General features: G+C 65.4%; 12 protein-coding genes. 3 read left to right on the top strand and 9 right to left on the bottom strand.

Annotated elements, in window-relative coordinates; translation table 11 throughout:
- Nucleotides 1–133: 133 nt before the first annotated feature.
- Genes prpF through HNP71_RS06670 form a run of 3 tightly spaced genes read right to left on the bottom strand, consistent with a single transcriptional unit; the run spans nucleotide 134 to nucleotide 4,619 of the window.
- The gene (prpF, locus tag HNP71_RS06680; protein ID WP_183266112.1) at nucleotides 134–1,315 is read right to left on the bottom strand and encodes a 2-methylaconitate cis-trans isomerase PrpF; all 1,182 of its coding nucleotides are present in this window, start codon (nucleotides 1,313–1,315) and stop codon (nucleotides 134–136) included.
- A gap of 11 nt (nucleotides 1,316–1,326) precedes the next feature.
- Nucleotides 1,327–3,924, bottom strand: coding sequence for a Fe/S-dependent 2-methylisocitrate dehydratase AcnD (gene acnD, locus HNP71_RS06675; protein WP_183266111.1), 2,598 nt, complete (start codon nucleotides 3,922–3,924; stop codon nucleotides 1,327–1,329).
- On the bottom strand, nucleotides 3,921–4,619 hold the full coding sequence (locus HNP71_RS06670; RefSeq protein WP_183266110.1) for a GntR family transcriptional regulator: 699 nt from the start codon (nucleotides 4,617–4,619) through the stop codon (nucleotides 3,921–3,923). The genes acnD and HNP71_RS06670 overlap by 4 nt, the downstream gene beginning before the upstream one ends.
- 176 nt (nucleotides 4,620–4,795) lie before the next feature.
- Here HNP71_RS06670 and HNP71_RS06665 point away from each other — a divergent pair, with 176 nt between their 5' ends.
- The gene (locus HNP71_RS06665; RefSeq protein WP_183266109.1) at nucleotides 4,796–5,329 is read left to right on the top strand and encodes a DUF1543 domain-containing protein; all 534 of its coding nucleotides are present in this window, start codon (nucleotides 4,796–4,798) and stop codon (nucleotides 5,327–5,329) included.
- A 36-nt stretch (nucleotides 5,330–5,365) separates the two neighbouring features.
- Here HNP71_RS06665 and HNP71_RS06660 read toward each other — a convergent pair whose 3' ends face one another.
- Genes HNP71_RS06660 through HNP71_RS06650 form a run of 3 tightly spaced genes read right to left on the bottom strand, consistent with a single transcriptional unit; the run spans nucleotide 5,366 to nucleotide 10,805 of the window.
- Nucleotides 5,366–8,422, bottom strand: coding sequence for an efflux RND transporter permease subunit (locus HNP71_RS06660; protein WP_183266108.1), 3,057 nt, complete (start codon nucleotides 8,420–8,422; stop codon nucleotides 5,366–5,368).
- A complete protein-coding gene (locus tag HNP71_RS06655; RefSeq protein ID WP_183266107.1) occupies nucleotides 8,419–9,468 on the bottom strand; it encodes an efflux RND transporter periplasmic adaptor subunit in 1,050 nt (349 codons plus the stop codon). Before HNP71_RS06655 ends, HNP71_RS06660 begins: the two co-directional genes overlap by 4 nt.
- A complete protein-coding gene (locus HNP71_RS06650) occupies nucleotides 9,465–10,805 on the bottom strand; it encodes a TolC family protein (RefSeq protein ID WP_183266106.1) in 1,341 nt (446 codons plus the stop codon). The genes HNP71_RS06655 and HNP71_RS06650 overlap by 4 nt, the downstream gene beginning before the upstream one ends.
- A 106-nt stretch (nucleotides 10,806–10,911) precedes the next feature.
- Here HNP71_RS06650 and HNP71_RS06645 point away from each other — a divergent pair, with 106 nt between their 5' ends.
- Entirely contained in the window at nucleotides 10,912–11,586 is a 675-nt protein-coding gene (locus HNP71_RS06645) for a winged helix-turn-helix domain-containing protein (protein ID WP_183266105.1), read from the top strand.
- A complete protein-coding gene (locus HNP71_RS06640) occupies nucleotides 11,576–12,988 on the top strand; it encodes a sensor histidine kinase (protein WP_183266104.1) in 1,413 nt (470 codons plus the stop codon). The genes HNP71_RS06645 and HNP71_RS06640 overlap by 11 nt, the downstream gene beginning before the upstream one ends.
- A 56-nt stretch (nucleotides 12,989–13,044) precedes the next feature.
- Here the strand turns inward: HNP71_RS06640 and katG are convergent, their stop codons facing one another.
- The 3 genes from katG to HNP71_RS06625 all read right to left on the bottom strand — a co-directional run bounded on the left by katG (nucleotide 13,045) and on the right by HNP71_RS06625 (nucleotide 17,629).
- Complete coding sequence (katG, locus tag HNP71_RS06635) at nucleotides 13,045–15,216, bottom strand: catalase/peroxidase HPI (protein WP_183266103.1); 2,172 nt, start codon at nucleotides 15,214–15,216, stop codon at nucleotides 13,045–13,047.
- A gap of 201 nt (nucleotides 15,217–15,417) precedes the next feature.
- Nucleotides 15,418–17,040 (bottom strand): ABC-F family ATP-binding cassette domain-containing protein, encoded by a 1,623-nt coding sequence (locus HNP71_RS06630; RefSeq protein ID WP_183266102.1) that lies wholly within the window; start codon nucleotides 17,038–17,040, stop codon nucleotides 15,418–15,420.
- Nucleotides 17,041–17,179: 139 nt separating this feature from the next.
- Nucleotides 17,180–17,629 carry a desulfoferrodoxin family protein gene (locus HNP71_RS06625; protein ID WP_183266101.1) on the bottom strand — a complete coding sequence of 150 codons (450 nt, stop codon included), beginning with the start codon at nucleotides 17,627–17,629 and terminating at the stop codon, nucleotides 17,180–17,182.
- Between the last annotated feature and the right edge of the window lie 193 nt (nucleotides 17,630–17,822).

Here is a 17,822-nt window from a genome sequence, read left to right as displayed (position 1 = left end):
TGGCAAGACACACGCGTGCACTTGCCCGCAAAACAAAAATAGAGCCTTCGGCCAAAGGCTGAAGGCTCTAAATCCGGCTCGCCAGAGGTTCTGTTGTGACCGGCACCGGCCACAACAAAACCAATTCAGTCATTTACCCGGCGAAGGGCACATGAACCCAGCCGCTCATCAGGATGCGTGCGCTACGGCTCATGATGGCCTTGCTGACCTGCCACTCGCCATTCACCAGCTCCGCCTTGGAGCCGACGCGCAGCGTGCCCGAGGGATGGCCAAAATTGACCGTCTCGCGCTCGCCGCCACCCGCCGCCAGATTGACCAGCGTGCCGGGGATGGACGCCGCCGTGGCGATGGCCACCGAGGCCGTGCCCATCATCGCGTGGTGCAGCTTGCCCATGGAGAGCGCGCGCACCAGCACGTCAATATCACTGGCCTTAATCGCCTTGCCGCTGGAGGAGGTATAGTCCTTCGGCGGGGCGACGAAGGCGATCTTCGGCGTGTGCTGGCGCGAGGCGGCGTCTTCAAGCTTCTTGATCAGCCCCATCTTCAGCGCGCCATAGGCGCGGATGGTCTCGAACTTCGCGAGCGCCGCGTTATCGTTATTGATCGCGTCCTGCAGCTCGGTGCCGGTGTAGCCAAGCTCATCGGCGTTGAGGAAGATCGTCGGGATGCCGGAGTTGATCATCGTCGCCTTGAAGGTGCCGATGCCCGGCACTTCGAGGTCATCGACCAGATGGCCGGTCGGGAACAGCGCGCCGCCATCCCCTTCCTCGGCCGGATCCATGAACTCCACGACGATCTCGGCCGCCGGGAAGGTCACGCCATCCAGCTCGAAATCACCGGTCTCCTGCACCTCGCCGTTGGTGACGGGCACATGCGCGACGATGGTCTTGCCGATATTGGCCTGCCAGATGCGGATCACCGCCACGCCGTTCTGCGGCACGCGGGCCGGGTCCACCAGCCCGTTGCGGATGGCGAACGGGCCGACCGCGGCGGAGAGATTGCCGCAATTGCCCGACCAATCCACGAAAGACTTATCGATGGAGACCTGCCCGAACAGGTAGTCCACATCGTGGCCTTCCTTGGCGCTGCGGCCGATGATCACGGTCTTGGACGTGCTGGAGGACGCGCCGCCCATGCCGTCGATCTGCTTGCCATACGGATCGGGGCTGCCGATCACGCGCAGCAGCAGCGCATCGCGCGCCGCGCCAGGAACCCGGCAGGCTTCCGGCAGCTCATCCAGCGAGAAGAAAACGCCCTTGGAGGTGCCGCCACGCATATACGTGGCGGGAACCTTGATCTGGGGTGCGAAGCTCATGGTTCGTCCCCTTACTCAGCCGCCTGCGCGGCTTCCAGGAAGTCCTGGGCGAAGCGCTGAAGCACGCCGCCGGCCTCGTAGACCGAGACCTCCTCGGCGGTATCCAGGCGGCTCGTCACCGGCACTTCGGCCTTGCTGCCGTCGCGGCGGTGGATCACCAGCGTGAGGTCCGCGCGCGGCTTGCGCTCGCCGATCACGTCATAGGTCTCGGTGCCGTCCAGCCCCAGGGTCAGGCGGGTGGTGCCCGGCTTGAACTCCAGCGGCAGCACGCCCATACCGATCAGGTTGGTGCGGTGGATGCGCTCGAAGCCCTCGGCCACGATGGCCTCCACGCCCGCGAGACGCACGCCCTTGGCTGCCCAATCGCGCGAGGAGCCCTGGCCGTAATCCGCACCCGCGATGATGATCAGCGGCTGCTTGCGGTTCATGTAGGTCTCGATCGCCTCCCACATGCGCATCACCTTGCCTTCCGGCTCCACGCGGGCCAGCGAGCCCTTCTTCACCGAGCCGTCCTCGTTGCGGACCATCTCGTTGAGCAGGGTCGGGTTGGCGAAGGTAGCGCGCTGCGCGGTCAGGTGGTCACCGCGATGGGTGGCGTAGGAGTTATAATCCTCCTCCGGCAGGCCCATCTTGTGCAGGTACTCGCCCGCCGCCGAGTCCGGCAGGATGGCGTTGGAGGGGGAGAGATGGTCGGTGGTGATGTTGTCACCCAGCACCGCCAACGGCACCAGCCCCTTCAGCGTGCGCTCACCGGCCAGCGCGCCCTCCCAATAAGGCGGACGGCGGATATAGGTGCTCTGCGGACGCCAAGCGTAAAGCGGGCTCACCTGCTTACGGGCACCGCGATGGCCGAACATCGGCTCGTACACCTTGGTGAACTGCTCCGGCTTTACCGCGGTGCTCACCACGGCGTCGATCTCCTCGTCGGTCGGCCAGATGTCCTTCAGGCGGATTTCCTTGCCCTCGGGGCTGATGCCCAGCACGTCCTTCTCGATGTCGAAGCGGATGGTGCCCGCGATGGCATAGGCCACCACCAGCGGCGGCGAGGCCAGGAAGGCCTGCTTGGCGTAGGGGTGGATACGGCCGTCGAAATTGCGGTTACCCGAGAGCACGGCGGTGGCGTAGAGATCGCGGTCGATGATCTCCTGCTGGATCTTCGGATCCAGCGCGCCGGACATGCCGTTACAGGTGGTGCAGGCGAAGGCGACGATGCCAAAGCCCAGCTTCTCCAGATCGGCGGTCAGCCCGGCTTCGTCCAGATACAGCGCCACGGCCTTCGAGCCAGGGGCGAGCGAGGACTTCACCCAGGGCTTGCGGGTCAGGCCGACCTTGTTGGCGTTGCGCGCCAGCAGCGCGGCGGCGATCACGTTGCGCGGGTTGGAAGTGTTGGTGCAGCTGGTGATGGCGGCGATGATCACGGCACCGTCCGGCATCTTGCCCTCTTCCTGCGTCCAGGCATGGGCGATGCCGCGCTCGGCCAGCGCCGAAACCGGCAGGCGGCGGTGCGGGTTGGAGGGACCGGCCAGCGTGCGCACCACGGTGGAGAGGTCGAACTTCAGCACGCGCTCATACTGGGCCTTGACCAGCGTGTCGGACCACAGACCAGCGGTGCGGGCATAGGTCTCGACCAGCTTCAGCTGCTCGGGCGTGCGGCCGGTGAGGCGCAGATACTCGATGGTCTGCGCGTCGATGGAGAACATCGCCGCGGTGGCGCCGTATTCGGGGGCCATGTTGGAGATGGTGGCGCGGTCGCCCAGCGTCAGGCTGGACGCACCTTCGCCGTAGAACTCCAGGTAAGCGCCCACGACCTTTTCCTTACGCAGGAACTCGGTCAGCGAGAGCACGATATCGGTGGCGGTGATGCCGGGCTGGCGCTTGCCGCTCAGCTCCACGCCGATGATGTCCGGCAGGCGCATCCAGGAGGCGCGGCCGAGCATCACGTTCTCGGCCTCAAGCCCACCCACGCCGATGGCGATCACGCCCAGCGCGTCCACATGCGGGGTGTGGCTGTCCGTGCCGACCAGCGTGTCGGGGAAGGCCACGCCGTCTTTGGAGAAGATCACCGGGGACATACGCTCGAGGTTGATCTGGTGCATGATGCCGTTACCGGCGGGCACCACGTCCATGTTGTCGAACGCGTCCTTGGTCCAGTTGATGAAGTGGAAGCGGTCCTCGTTGCGGCGGTCCTCGATGGCGCGGTTCTGCGCGAAGGCGTCCTTCTCGAAACCCGCATGCTCAACGGCCAGCGAGTGGTCGACGATGAGCTGCACCGGCACCACCGGGTTCACCTTGGCCGGATCGCCGCCCATATCGGCAATGGCGTCGCGCAGACCGGCGAGGTCCACCAGCGCGGTCTGGCCCAGAATGTCGTGACAGACGACGCGGGCAGGGAACCAGGGGAAGTCGATCTCACGCTTGCGCTCGATGAGCTGCTTCAGCGCGTCCGTCAGCAGTGCGGGCTCGCAGCGGCGGACCAGGTTTTCGGCCAGAACGCGGGAGGTGTAGGGCAGCGTGTCGTAAGCGCCGGGGGCGATCGCCTCCACGGCCTCGCGCGCGTCGAAATAATCCAGCCCGGTGCCGGGCAGAGGCTTACGGAATTTCGTGTTCATGCCTTGGTTTCCTGTGGGATTTGCCGTTCGATGTTGAGACGGGAGGTGCGGATGTGACGGCGCATCAGCAGCTCGGCCAGTTCGCCATCGCGCTCGGCAATGGCGTCTAGGATACGGTGATGCTCGGCGAAGGCCTGACCGGGGCGGTTGGGCGTGGCCGAGGTTTGGATACGGTACATGCGGGCGAGCTGGTACAGCTCGTCGCAGAGCAGGCGGATGAGCATCCCGTTCCCGCTTCCCTGCACGATCCGGTAATGGAAGTCGAAATCGCCTTCCTGCAAATAATAGCCGCGCCCGGCCTGGAAGGCTTCGTCGCGCTCATGCTCGCGCAGCACCTCGCGCAGCTCCTCCACCTCGGCGGGGGTCATGCGCTCGGCGGCGAGGCGGCAGGCCAGCCCCTCCAGCGATTCGCGGATCTGGTAAAGCTCGCCCAGCTCCTGGCGGCTCAGCGAGACGACGCGCGCGCCCACATGCGGCACGCGCACCAGCAGCTTCTGCCCTTCCAGCCGGTGCAGCGCCTCGCGCAGCGGGCCGCGGCTGATGCCATAGGCGCGCGCCAGCTCGGGCTCGGAGATTTTGCTCCCCGGCGCGATCTCGCCTTTGACGATGGCGGATTGAATCTGACGCAAGACATGATCGGAGAGTGTTTCGCCCTCGATGGTGCTGATGACCGGCAATGTCTGCGTTTTTTGCATACTGTCGACAATAATGGTGCTGATTGCCCGATAAACTGGCGGTTTTCTAAAGCCACCCAGGCAGATTGTCAACAATAACATGATCCCGCGCCAGATGCCGGAGGCAGCCCTGATGACCGGCTCCGGCATGGGGGATATGGTCCGAGTCCTAACCCGGAAGTCCGAAGGAGACCCGTGTGAAACTGTTCATGTTTGCCATCGGCGGCGATTACCGCAACTCAAATGTGGAGCTGCACGACGTGCGCTTTGCCACCGGCGAGACCGAGGCCGAGTGCTACCCCGAGCTGCACCGCCAATGGTGGGGCGATGCCGAGAGCCTGCATCTGGACGCCTGGGGCGAGCTGGCCCAGGCCGATGGTTACGACATCACCATCTCCGCCGAGCCGGTGGCGGCGGGGCAGCCCAGGCTCTTCTTCGTCAATCTCGGTGGGTATAACGGCACGGAGTTCGGCGAGCTGCACAAAAACCTGCTGCTCGTGGCCGAGGACGCCAAGGCCGCCGTGGCCCGTGCCCTGGCGCAGGTGCAGGGCTGGAACGAGCCGCATAAGGACGGCGTGTTCGAGGTGGACAAGGCGCTCGACCTCAGCGCCGATCTCGCCCGGCGCGGCCTGCATCTGCACCTGCGCCCCGCGAGCGCGGAGCAGCCTTTCCGCTTCAGCTGCGGCTATATTCCCATCGGCCGCATGCCGGAGACCTACCCAGCGGGTTGAACCGCTGCCAGCACATGCGCGCCCGGCGGCGCTTTCTTAATCGAAGGCGCCGCCGGGCTTTGGGCGTAGCGGCAACGAGAGCAGCACGGGCAGCGCCAGGAGAACGAGCGGAAACTGCACCAGCAATCCGGCGATGATGGCGACAGCGAGGGGCTGCTGCATCCCAGCCCCCTGCCCCAGGTCGAGCGCCAGCGGCAGCAGGGTTAAGATGGCTGCGAGCGTGGTCATGGCAATTGGCCGCAGACGGTTGGCGCTGGCTACCATCAAGGCGTCATGCAGATTCATGTGGGCCAGCAGATGCTGCAACTCGGAAACGTAAAAGATCGCCATTTCCGTCGCGATACCCACGATCATCACCATGCCCATCAGCGCCGTGATGTTGAGCTCAAGCCCGGTAACGTAGAGTCCGGTGAAAACAGCCGTGGTGGAGAGCAATGACGTGCACATGACCGCGGCCACCCAAACGAAGCGCTCGTACAGAAACAACAGCAGGATGAACTCCGCGAGCAGCGCGGCGAGGAACACGCGCGCGAGCCCGGCGAAGGCGATCTGCTGCTGCTGGTAGAGCCCGCCCAGCGTATAGGTCACCCCGGGGCCGAGCACGCCCGGCTTGGCCAGCACCGCCCGCACATCCGTAATGCCAGCACCAAGCCCGCGCCCGGTGAGGCGTGCCGTCACATTCACGATCTGTTGTAAATTCTCGCGGGTGATCTCAGGCTGACCGGACACGATGGTGAAGCGCGCGATGCTGCTCAGCGGCACCAGCCCACCCGAGGGCGTGGCGATGGGCAGTGCCTTCAGCTCGTCGCTGTTGATCTGCGCGGCACCGGGCAGACGCACGCGCACGCCGATGAGCTGCTGCGCCCCCTCGTATTGCGTAGCCACTGTGCCGGCCATCTCAGCCTGCACCGTGGCGGCGACTTTCGCGGGGTCGAGCCCAAGCGCCGCCGCGCGTACCGGGTCCACGGCGATGTCGATCGCATCGCCTGCGGGGATGACGCCATCATCCACCGAATCCACGCCCTGGATCCGACTGATCGCGGCGGCCACGCGCTCTGCCGTGGGAGCGAGCTGCGCCGGATCACCCGCCGCGAGCTTGATCTCGATTGGCTGCGGCACGCCAGTCAGGTCGCCGATCTCGTCGCCCATCAGCTGATGCGGGTCGATCTGCACGCCCGGCACCTTGGCGGTGATCTCGGTGCTGATCCGGTTCATCACCTCATCGATCAGCGGGCGCTGCGAGAGCGGCACGAGGCGGATCACGAAATCCCCCTTGTTGGACTCCGCCAAATCGCCGCCAAAGCCCCCGCCCGCCCGCATGGAGTAGCTGGCCACCGCCGGGTCCTGGCGCAGAATAGCCTCGATCTCGCCCATCTCACGCTCGGTCTCGGCCAGCGAGGTACCGGGCGCGGTGAGGTAATCCAGCACAAAGCCGCCTTCATCCAGGTTCGGCATGAATCCGGTTTGCACATTGCGGTAGGAGATCAGCCCCACGCCCAGCAGCAGGGCCACCGGCAGCACGAGCAGGAACGGACGGCGGAACAACGCCGCCAGCAAGCGCCCATGCATATGGAAGAGCCTGCCCTCGCGGTTAAGGCCTGGGTCTTTCCAGCGTTTGAAGTCGATCAGCGCTCCGGCCAGCAGCGGCACGGCGAACGCGGTAAGCGCCCAGGAGGCGATCAGCGTTGCCGCCATGGTGAGCGAGAGCGCCTTGAAGAACGCCCCGGTAACGCCTGAGAGAAAGCCGAGCGGTGCGAACACGATGAGCGTGGCGGCGGAGGAGCCGGTGAGCGGGCGGAAGAATTCCGCACCCGCGTTCAGCACCCAGAGCCGCCCCTCCTGCTGCTCACCGCCAATGCTGCGCCGGGCGATATGCTCGATCATCACGATCACGTCGTCGATGACTAGCCCCACCGAGGCGGCGATGCCTCCCAGCGTCATGATGTTGAAGCTGAGCCCAAACAGGGAGAGTGCGAGAATGGCGCCGGCCAGCGAGGCGGGCACGATGGTGACCGCGAGCAGGGTGATGCGCCAGCTACGCAGGAAGACGAACAGCACCAATGCGGCCAGTACCATGCCGATGAGAATGGCATCGCGCACCGAACCCGCCGCAGCCAGTACCAGCGTGCTCTGGTCGTACCATTTGCTTAGCGTGACACCGGGTGGGATCTGTGGACCGAAACCGGCCAGCGCCTGGGTGACAGCATGCGCGGCGGCCACCATGCTGGAGCCCGGCTGCTGGTAGAGCAGCAAGGTGACGGCGCGCTTGCCGTCCGCGTCCACGCCCAGGAATTGCGGCACCACGCCCATATGCACGGCGGCGACATCGGAAAGCCGCACCACCCCGGAGGGACCAGCGCGGAGCACGGTGTTCTGTACGTCGCCCAGGCCGTGGAAGCTGTTATCGGCCATCAGCAGATAGAGCAGCTCATGGTCCTCCACCCGGCCCACGGCCTGCAAGGTGTTCGCGGCGTTGAGCGCGCTCACCAGATCATCCAGCGTGAGGTGATAGGCGGCCAAGCGGCGCGGGTCGGCCTCCACCTCCACCTCCCCCGTGTCCCCACCCTGCACCTGCGCGCGCGCGATGCCGGGCAGGCCGGAGAGCAATGGCACGATCTGGTAGGTGGCGATGTTTTGCAGCCGCGTCTGGCTTACCGTGGAGGAGGTGAGCGCATAGGCCATGAACGGGAACACCGTGGGAGCCATGCGCAGCACGGTATAGTTCACCCCGCGCGGAAGATTGGCGAGGCTCTGCGCCATCGCCGCGTTCACGCCCAGCGTGGCGGCGGTCATGTTCGTTCCCCAGGCGAAGTCCACGGTAAGCTGGGCGGAGCCGCGCGAGGTGGTGGAGAGCACGTCCACCACGCCGGGCACGGCGCGTACCGCCTGCTCCACGGGCTGGGTGGTTTGTAGCACCATCTGCCCGGCGGGCTGGCTGCCGGCGTCGATATTGATGCGCACGCGGGGGAAGGAGGCGTCCGGGTACAGGCCGATCGGCAGCGAGAGCGCGGCGGCGATGCCCGCGATGGCCAACGCCAGCGCCAGCGTGAGGACGGAGCGGCGGTGCCGGTCCAGCCAGGGGACGACACTCAATTCCCCGCCCCCTGCAACGTCGCGGTCATGCCGTCCGAGAGCTGGTAGGCGCCGGTGGTGGCGAGCTTCATCGCAGGATCGAGGGTGGGCGCCAGAACGACGGTCCCGCCCTCCGCATCCAGCACATGCACAGCCTCACGATGCGCGACGTTATGGGTATCGAGCTGATAAACATAATCGCCCTGTTCGTCATTCAGCACGGCGCCACGGGGCACGGGGTAGCCCGTCACGGTTCCGGTGGTAATGGTCACCCCCACCGGCTCACCCAGCGGCGCGGTATCTCGGAGAGCCAGGGTAACGTCGACCAGACCAGTCTGCGGGTCCAGCATGGCGGCGCGCTGCGCGACCGTGGCGGGAAGCTGCGCGCCGGTGTTGAGCAGGCTAACCGTGGCGGCATCGCCCGGCCGCACGCGCAACGCATCAGCTTCCGGCAGGCCAACGAGCACGGTGAGCCCTCCGGCGGCGGCAAGCTTAAGCACCGCCGTACCGGCTGGTTGCACGCCGCCCTGTGCCGCCGTGATGGCCGTGACGATGCCCGCGAACGGCGCCCGTATTGTCTGGTTCTCTCCCGTGCCCGCATTATGCAGCGCGGCGAGGGCGGCGGTTGCGTCGTCAAGCGCCTGCGTCGCGGCGGCGAGGTCGGCCGTGGTCGCCAGATGCTGTTGCAGCAACGCCGCGACATGGCCGCGCTGGGCCTGGGCGGCGCGCGCCGCGTCCTCCGCCTTGCGCAGATCGGCGATGGATTGCGGGTCCGGCGCCACCACCGCCAGCGCCTGCCCGGCGGTCACCGCCTGACCCGGATGCACCAGGACGCCGGTGATGACGCCAGGCGCCGCCATGGCGATATTCGTCTCCGCCTGACCAGCCACGACGCTGCCCCAGGCGCTGACATGAAGCTCCACGCTGCGCTGCGTAATGGGGATGGCGCTGACGGTGGCGCTGGGGGCGGGCGGGCCGTCCGCCGGGGCGGCGGGGCGGGTAAGCACATACGCTATGGCGGCAAGGGCAATCGCCGCCAACCCGGCAAGCAGGTGGGAGGTCTTCATGGGGAGAGATCCTTCGGTGCGGCGGCGAGCGGCGGCAAGCCAAGGCCAAGCAACGTGGCAAGCGAAATTTCGGAGCTTTGCAACTGGGCATCGAGGCCTATGGCGGCGCGTTCACGCTCACCGGCCGTGGATTGCAGATTGGCCAGGGCGGTGGCGCTGATCTGCCCTTCGGCAAAGGCGGTGCGCGCGGATTGGGCCATTACGGCAGCCTGATCCGCCTGATGCCGGGCAATCTCCGCCTGGGAGCCCAGGAGCAATATGTTGGCGTAGAGCGCGCGCGCACCACCCTCGGCATTGGCCAGCGCCGCCGCATATTGGGCCGAGAGTGCCGCCCGCGTGGCCTGGGCGGCCGCGATGCCGCCACGGTTGCGATTGAACAGCGGCAAGGTCAGGCTCATCTGCGGCCCGGCGGAAAGCACGCCGGACGTATCGCGCCCATAGGACGCGCCAACGCTCACTGGCAGAAATTGCGACAGGATGGCGGCGCGCAGCCGGGCATCCGCCTGGGCGTAACCGTAGCGCAGTGCGATGAGGTCCGGGCGGCGCTGCGGCAGCGTGGCCAAGGCGGGGGCGATGGCATCCGGCACCGGCGGGGTAGCCTCGGGCAAGGCAAGCGGGATTTCGGTGCCCGGCTCCAGGCCGAGCAGAGCGTCGAGCTGGTCGCGGTCATGAGCTTCGGTCTGCTGCGCCGCATTGAGCGCGGATTGCGCGACCGCCAGCGCCGCCATGCTTGCGGCGGCATCGTTCAGCGTCAGATTATGCTGGACGATCTGTGTCTGAGTGGCATTGTTGACATCCGCCAGCACCGTGACATCGGCGTGGAGGCTGGCGGTGGCCGCCGCATCGGCGGCGAGCGTCACGGCAAGCTGCTCCGACTGCGATGCCACCTGCCATTCCTGCCAAAGGATCCCGGCATCCACCTGGGCGAGCCCCGCCTTGGCCGCCGCGCGGTTCGCCCGGTAGGTGATGAGCGCGCCGACATCCTGCATGAACCCGGCGCTGATGGAGGACATGCTCGCGGGTCCGCCAAGCAGGGCGGCGAACCCGGCATTGATGGCCGGGTCCGGCGGCAACCCGGCGCTCAGCAGCTCGGCGGAGGAGACATCGTGCTGTGCCCGGGCGGCGATCAGGTCGGGGTCGTTGAGCACGGCAAGCGCCGCCACATCCCGCAGGGCGAGCGGCCCGGCCGTGGAGATTTCACCGCCATCCGGCAGGTTATGGCGCAGCTGGGCCAGGGTCTCCCGCAATGGCGGAGAGGCCGGTAGCGGAGAAGGCCGATACGTGGCACAGGCCGTGAGGCTTGCGCAAAGGACCAGAATGGAGAGAGCGAACCGCATGAACACCTCCATGCCGACGCGATCTTGCCCAACGGATGACGCCAACATTGTCAACAATTAATGTCTGGCCACGCGCTGGTCTGGAAATTTTGCTAACTGGTGATGCATGCGGATATTGCTGATAGAGGACGATACGAAGGCCGCCGCGCATCTCTGCCAGGGGCTGGCACCGGAGGGGCATGAGGTGCAGGTGGCGCCGGATGGTCGCGCCGGGCTGCTGACGGCCGCATCCGGCGCGTTCGACATTCTGATCATCGACCGCATGCTCCCTGGGCTCGATGGACTAGCCCTGCTGCGGACACTCCGGGGCGCTGGCGTGCAAACCCCGGCCTTGTTCCTCACGGCGCTTGGCGGGCTGGACGACCGGCTGGAGGGATTGCGCGCCGGGGGGGACGATTATCTGGTCAAACCTTTCGCCATGGCGGAACTCGCCGCGCGCGTCGCCGCTCTGGCCCGGCGCAATGCCGCGCCGCCCAAAGCCACCACGCTGTGCATCGCGGATCTGGAGCTCGACCGGGTCACCCGGACGGTCCGGCGCGGCGGCCGGAAGATCGAACTCAAACCCCGGGAGTACGAGGTGCTGGAGTACCTGATGCTGCGTCCGGGCCAGGTGGTTACCCGCACGATGCTGCTGGAGGATGTCTGGGGCTTCCACTTCGTTCCGCAAACCAGCCTCGTCGAGGCGCATATCAGCAGGCTGCGCGGAAAGGTGGATAACGGCTTCTCCCCCGCCCTCATCCACACCTACCGGGGGGCTGGCTACAAGATCGATGCGGCTTAACACGATACTCCGCCAGTTCGTCCGCATTTCCGGCTTCCGCCTGGCGCTACGCAGCCTTGCCCTCTCGCTCGGCGGCGCCTGCCTTGTCTTCGTCATCATCCACCATGCGGCGGAGTCCACGTGGCGCGGGCAGATCGACAGCAATGTCTCCGGCGCGCTGACCGACCTGCTTGGCGATTTGCAAACCAATCATCGGGGGCTGGCCTGGAATGTCCGTACGACGATGGCCGAGGGCAACGGCTTGTTCTACGCGGCGCTAGCCCCCGACGGCGCCTGGGAAGCCGGGAACTTCCGCCTCACCGCCCCGGCGGCCGCGCGCTGGAAAGGCATGGAAACCCTGCGCCCGCGCGATGGGCTCAGCCTGCCGTCCAGGGTCGATGCGGTACGCGGCACGGCGATGCGCTTTCCCAATGGTGAGGTCTTATTCATCGCCGCCGACGCCACCGCCCTGCGCAGCCTGGACCAGCTGATCTCGCGCTCCTTCCTGGCCGTGTTCGGGACGATCATGGCGCTCGGGCTGCTCGGCAGCTACCTTGCGGCACATGCCGTGCAACGGCGCGTCGATGCCTTCGCCACCACGATCCGCAATATCATGGACGGGGATCTGTCCCGCCGGATCGGGCTCAGCGGCAGCGGGGATGAATTCGACCGTCTCGCCACCGGAATGAACGCCATGCTCCAGCGCATCCAGGAGCTGATGGAAAACCTGAGACAGGTCACCAATGACATTTCCCACGACCTGCGCTCGCCTTTGGCGCGGCTGCGCGAGCATCTCGAACTTTCCCGCGCACGGTTCAGCGAGCCGGCGTTGACGGACATGTTTGAGGAGGCCCTGGCCCAGACCGATCAGGCGCTTGGCATCTTCGCGGCCATGCTCCGCATCGCCGAGGTGGAAGCCGGGGCGCGGCGGGCAGGTTTCGGTATGGTGGCGCTCTCGCCGCTGCTGGCCATGCTGGCGGAGAGTTATGAGCCGTCTTTCGATGCCAATGGCATAACGGTTGAAGCGGACATCGCCCCTGGCCTCGCTCTTCCTGGCGACAAGGAGTTGCTCGCGCAGCTTTTCACCAATCTGCTCGACAACATCATGCTGCATGCCGAAAATGTGTCCCGCGTCAGCATCCACGCCTCACAGGCCGGCGAGCTGATCGAGGTCAGCATCGCCGACAATGGCTGCGGCATCGCGGCCGGGCAAAAAGCCCGCGTTATGCAGCGCTTTGCCCGGCTCGAAGCTTCCCGGCATCGCCCTGGTTACGGGCTCGGCCTGCCGCTTGCCTCGGCCATCGCCGCTTTGCACGGAGGGCGGATCAGGCTGGAGGACAACGGGCCGGGGCTGAGGGTCTGCATTAGGCTGCGGACCTCGCTCAGCGCCATGCGCCTCGGCGAAGACCACTCAACGGCGTAATAAAAGTACCAGATACCGCCTCCGGTATTCTCCGGAGGCGGCGGGTTCGGGTCAGGTCAGGTCAGGTCGAACCGGTCGGCGTTCATCACCTTGGTCCAGGCGGCCACGAAATCGCGGACGAACTTCTCCTTGTTGTCGTCCTGCGCATAGACTTCCGCATAGGCGCGCAGGATCGAGTTGGAGCCGAAGACGAGGTCCACCCGGGTCGCCGTCCACTTGAGCGCGTTGGTCTTGCGGTCACGGATTTCGTAAAGGCCCTGGGCCGCGGGCTTCCACGTGTAACCCATATCGGTCAGGTTGACGAAGAAGTCGTTGGTCAGCGCGCCTTCTCGGTCCGTGAACACGCCGTGCTTCGTGCCGCCGTGATTGGCGCCGAGCACGCGCAAGCCGCCGACGAGAACCGTCATCTCGGCAGCGGTCAGCCCCATCAGCTGGGTACGGTCGAGCATCAGCTCTTCCGCCCGCACGGCGTAGTCCTTCTTCAGCCAGTTGCGGTAACCGTCATGGATCGGCTCCAGCACCTCGAAGGAGGCGGCATCGGTCGTTTCATCCGTTGCGTCGCCACGGCCCGGCGCGAAGGGCACGGCGATGTCGAACCCGGCGGCCTTCGCGGCCTGCTCGATGCCGGTATTGCCCGCCAGCACGATCACATCCGCCACACTCGCCCCGCTGGCCTTGGCGATCGGCTCCAGCACCGCCAGCACTTTGGCGAGACGGGCAGGCTCGTTGCCTTGCCAATCCTTCTGCGGCGCGAGACGGATGCGCGCGCCGTTGGCGCCGCCGCGCTTGTCCGAACCGCGGAAGGTGCGGGCGCTGTCCCACGCGGTGGTGACCAGATCGCTGACGCTCAGCCCGCTCGCGGCGATCTTCGCCTTCACTGCGTTCGCATCGTAGCTGGTGCTGCCTGCGGGAACCGGATCCTGCCAGATCAGATCCTCCTTTGGCACATCCGGCCCGATATAGCGCGCCTTCGGCCCCATGTCGCGGTGCGTCAGCTTGAACCAAGCCCGCGCGAAGGCGTCCGAGAACGCGGCGGGATCCTTGTGGAACCGCTCGGAAATCTTGCGGTATTCCGGGTCCATCTTCATCGCCATGTCGGCGTCGGTCATCACCGGGTTGTGGCGGATCGAGGGATCCTCGACATCGGCGGGCTTGTCTTCCTCCCTGATGCTGACGGGCTCCCATTGATGCGCCCCGGCGGGGCTCAGCTTCTGCTCCCATTCATGGTTCAGCAGCATGTCGAAATAGCCGTTGTCCCACTGGGTCGGGTGGGTGGTCCAGGCGCCTTCGATGCCGCTGGTCACGGTGTTGCGGCCGATGCCACGGCTGGTGTGGTTGATCCACCCCAGGCCCTGCTCCTCGACCTCGGCGGCCTCGGGGACGGGGCCCAGCAGCTTGACATCGCCATTGCCGTGGGTTTTGCCGACCGTATGGCCGCCGGCGGTCAGGGCGACGGTTTCCTCATCGTTCATCGCCATGCGCGCGAAGGTCTCGCGCACGTCCTTCGCGGTGCGCAGCGGATCGGGGTGGCCATCGACACCTTCGGGGTTCACGTAGATCAGCCCCATCATCACGGCGGCGAGAGGGTTTTCCAAATCGCGCTCGCCAGAGTAACGGCTGTTGGCACTGCCGGTCGGGGCGAGCCATTCCTTCTCCGAGCCCCAATAGGTGTCCTTTTCCGGGGCCCAGATATCCTCACGGCCAAAGCCAAAGCCAAAGGTCTTCAGGCCCATGGATTCATAGGCCATGGTGCCGGCCAGGAGGATCAGGTCGGCCCAGCTTAGCTTGTTGCCGTATTTCCTCTTGATCGGCCATAGCAGGCGGCGCGCCTTGTCCAGGTTGACGTTGTCCGGCCAGGAGTTCAGCGGCGCGAAGCGTTGGTTACCCCGGCCGCCGCCGCCACGGCCATCGGCCACGCGGTAGGAGCCGGCAGAGTGCCAGGCCATGCGGATCATCAGGCCGCCATAATGCCCCCAATCCGCCGGCCACCAATCCTGGCTGTCGGTCATCAGGGCTTTGAGATCTGTCTTGAGCGCCTCGAAATCGAGCTTTTTAACCTCTTCCCGGTAATTGAAGCTCTTCCCCAGGGGATTGGTCTTGGTGTCGTGCTGGTGGAGGATGTCCAGGTTCAGGGCTTTCGGCCACCAATCCGTGTTCGACGTGCCCATGGAGGTGTTTCCACCGTGCATCACAGGACATTTGCCCTGCCGATGTGACGTGTCGTTCATTATGTGTCTCCTTCCTGAGTCCAGGCCGCCCTGAGCCAAGGGAACCCTGGAGGCCCGCAGCATAGCAAACGGGGAGGTATTTTCGAAGGAAAGACTTCCTGAATTGTTATGAGAAATTTTGATCGACAGAATCGATTAACTGAATATCCCGCGCCGAGCCCCCGTTTTTAGGTCTCGGCGCGCATTGGTCCCGAGCCGCGCTTAAGCGTGCAGCCCTGGTGCCTCCTGCCCCGTGCGGGCGACATATTCGGTGTAGCCACCGTCGTAGTAGTGGATGCCCTCGGGGGTGAGTTCCAGCACGCGGTTGGACAATTCAGCGAGGAAATGGCGGTCATGCGAGACGAACAGCATGGTGCCCTCGTAATTCGAGAGCGCTGTGATGAGCATCTCTTTGGTGGCGAGGTCGAGATGGTTGGTCGGCTCGTCGAGGACCAGGAAATTCGGCGGGTCGTAGAGCATCAACGCCATCACCAGCCGTGCTTTCTCGCCGCCCGAGAGCACTCGGCAGCGCTTATCGATCTCGTCGCCCGAGAAGCCGAACGCCCCGGCCAAGGCGCGCAAGCTGCCCTGGCCCGCATGGGGGAAGGTGGAATCCAGCGTCTCAAACACCGTGGCGTCACCATCCAGCAGATCCATGGCGTGCTGGGCGAAATAGCTCATCTTCACGCTGCCGCCGAGAGTAACGGTACCGGAATCCGGCGCGGCGGTGCCAGTCACCAGCTTCAGCAGCGTGGATTTGCCCGCGCCGTTCACGCCCAGCACGCAGCAGCGCTCCTTGCGGCGGATCAGCAGGTCCATTCCATCATAAATCACGCGCTGGCCATAGCTTTTGGAGACGCCGCGCAGATTGGCCACATCCTCGCCGGAGCGCGGAGCGGGCTTGAACTCGAAGGCGATGGTCTGGCGGCGCTTGGGCGGCTCCACGCGGTCGATCTTATCCAGCTTCTTTACCCGGCTCTGGACCTGGGCCGCATGGGAGGCGCGGGCCTTGAAGCGCTCGATAAAGGCGATCTCCTTGGCCAGCATCGCCTGCTGGCGCTCGAACTGCGCCTGCTGCTGCTTCTCGTTGAGCGCACTCTGGCGGGCATAGAACTCGTAATCGCCGGAGAAGCTGGTGAGGTTGCCGCCGTCGATCTCGATGACCTTGTTAATGACGCGGTTCATGAATTCGCGGTCGTGCGAGGTCATCAGCAGCGCACCGTCGAACCCCGCCAGAAACTGCTCGAGCCAGATTAGGCTTTCGAGGTCCAGATGGTTGGAGGGTTCGTCGAGCAGCATCACGTCCGGGCGCATAAGCAGGATGCGGGCGAGCGCCACGCGCATCTTCCAGCCGCCGGAAAGGCGGCCGACATCGCCGTCCATCATCTCCTGGCTGAAGCCCAAGCCGTCGAGCACCTCGCGGGCCTTGCCCTCCAGCGCATAGCCGCCCAACTCCTCGAAGCGAGCCTGCACCTCGCCGAAGCGCTCCAGGATGGCATCGAGCTGGTCGGCTTGGTCGGGGTCGGCCAAGGCGGCTTCCAGCTTGGCCAGCTCTTCGCCAACCTCGCTCACCGGCCCGGCACCGGCCATCACCTCGGCCACCGCGCTGCGGCCCGCCATCTCGCCCACATCCTGGCTGAACAGGCCGATGCTCACGCCACGGTCGATCAGGACCTGACCTTCATCGGGCTCCTCCTGGCCGGTGATCATGCGGAACAGCGTGGACTTGCCCGCGCCGTTGGGGCCGACGAGGCCGATCTTCTCGCCCCTCTGCAAAGCGGCCGAAGCCTCGACGAAAATAAGGCGCGAGCCGTTCTGCTTGCTGATGTTGTCCAGGCGAATCATAAGTCCTCGATGGGCGAAATTGTCCGGGGCTCTTAGAACAACTTCGCCACGCCGTGAACTGTGGCGGCACGGATGATACCAAGCTCACGACGTGGAAAAACACCCGTGACCTCCAGCACAGACACGGCGCGCGTCAAACTCAGACGGTCATCGTCTTGACCCAAAAATCGTGCAGATTGCAGGTGCTGGTGACAGTCACCTTCCCGCTATATCCAGCCGGCAGGATGTGCTTGGAAGCGGGCTGGTCCTTCCAGGAGAAGGTCTTCCGATCGAGAAATTGGCCGTTTTCGAGCACCACGGTGTGGCTCACGATGTAGTGCGCCTCGGTCATCGGGTGCGGCGTCGAGACGGAAAGCTGGTTCCCCGAAACACTTACATTTGGCACGTGCAGCTGCGCCAAGCTCTGCCAGTGGCCGGGATTCTCCTCGGTAAAGACGATGTTGAGCTCAGCATCCATTCCCGAACCCACGCCCATGGCCCCTTGGTTCATTCCAGAACCTTGGTTCGTTCCGTATTGGGCCAGAGCGGCCGCCGGAAGCGCTGCCGCCGCCGTGGCGAGAGCCGTTTTAGCAAGCATACGACGTTGCATGATGTTTCTCCCAAAACAGGGCGCCAAACGGCAGCCCCACTGGGGTGAATACTCCCGCAGGCAACGGCACAGACATGAAAATTGGTCCAGCTATCCGCAGGAAAGCAATTCCGGTGGGATGAGTGGCAACCCGAAGACCGTAGCGCAAACACCTCCCATGCTGTACGCTTCCGGAAAAAGAAGTTTTGGGGGA

Source organism: Acidocella aromatica (assembly GCF_014201825.1).
GTDB lineage: Bacteria > Pseudomonadota > Alphaproteobacteria > Acetobacterales > Acetobacteraceae > Acidocella > Acidocella aromatica.
Note: the sequence above shows the minus strand (reverse complement) of the source record. Positions and strands in the feature narration are given on the sequence as shown.

Coding starts and splice junctions, on each gene's coding strand:
- prpF (WP_183266112.1), bottom strand. CDS start 1,315: ATGAGCTTCGCACCCCAGATCAAGGTTCCCGCCACGTATATGCGTGGC.
- acnD (WP_183266111.1), bottom strand. CDS start 3,924: ATGAACACGAAATTCCGTAAGCCTCTGCCCGGCACCGGGCTGGATTAT.
- HNP71_RS06670 (WP_183266110.1), bottom strand. CDS start 4,619: ATGCAAAAAACGCAGACATTGCCGGTCATCAGCACCATCGAGGGCGAA.
- HNP71_RS06655 (WP_183266107.1), bottom strand. CDS start 9,468: ATGAAGACCTCCCACCTGCTTGCCGGGTTGGCGGCGATTGCCCTTGCC.
- HNP71_RS06650 (WP_183266106.1), bottom strand. CDS start 10,805: ATGCGGTTCGCTCTCTCCATTCTGGTCCTTTGCGCAAGCCTCACGGCC.
- HNP71_RS06645 (WP_183266105.1), top strand. CDS start 10,912: ATGCGGATATTGCTGATAGAGGACGATACGAAGGCCGCCGCGCATCTC.
- HNP71_RS06640 (WP_183266104.1), top strand. CDS start 11,576: ATGCGGCTTAACACGATACTCCGCCAGTTCGTCCGCATTTCCGGCTTC.
- katG (WP_183266103.1), bottom strand. CDS start 15,216: ATGAACGACACGTCACATCGGCAGGGCAAATGTCCTGTGATGCACGGT.
- HNP71_RS06630 (WP_183266102.1), bottom strand. CDS start 17,040: ATGATTCGCCTGGACAACATCAGCAAGCAGAACGGCTCGCGCCTTATT.
- HNP71_RS06625 (WP_183266101.1), bottom strand. CDS start 17,629: ATGCAACGTCGTATGCTTGCTAAAACGGCTCTCGCCACGGCGGCGGCA.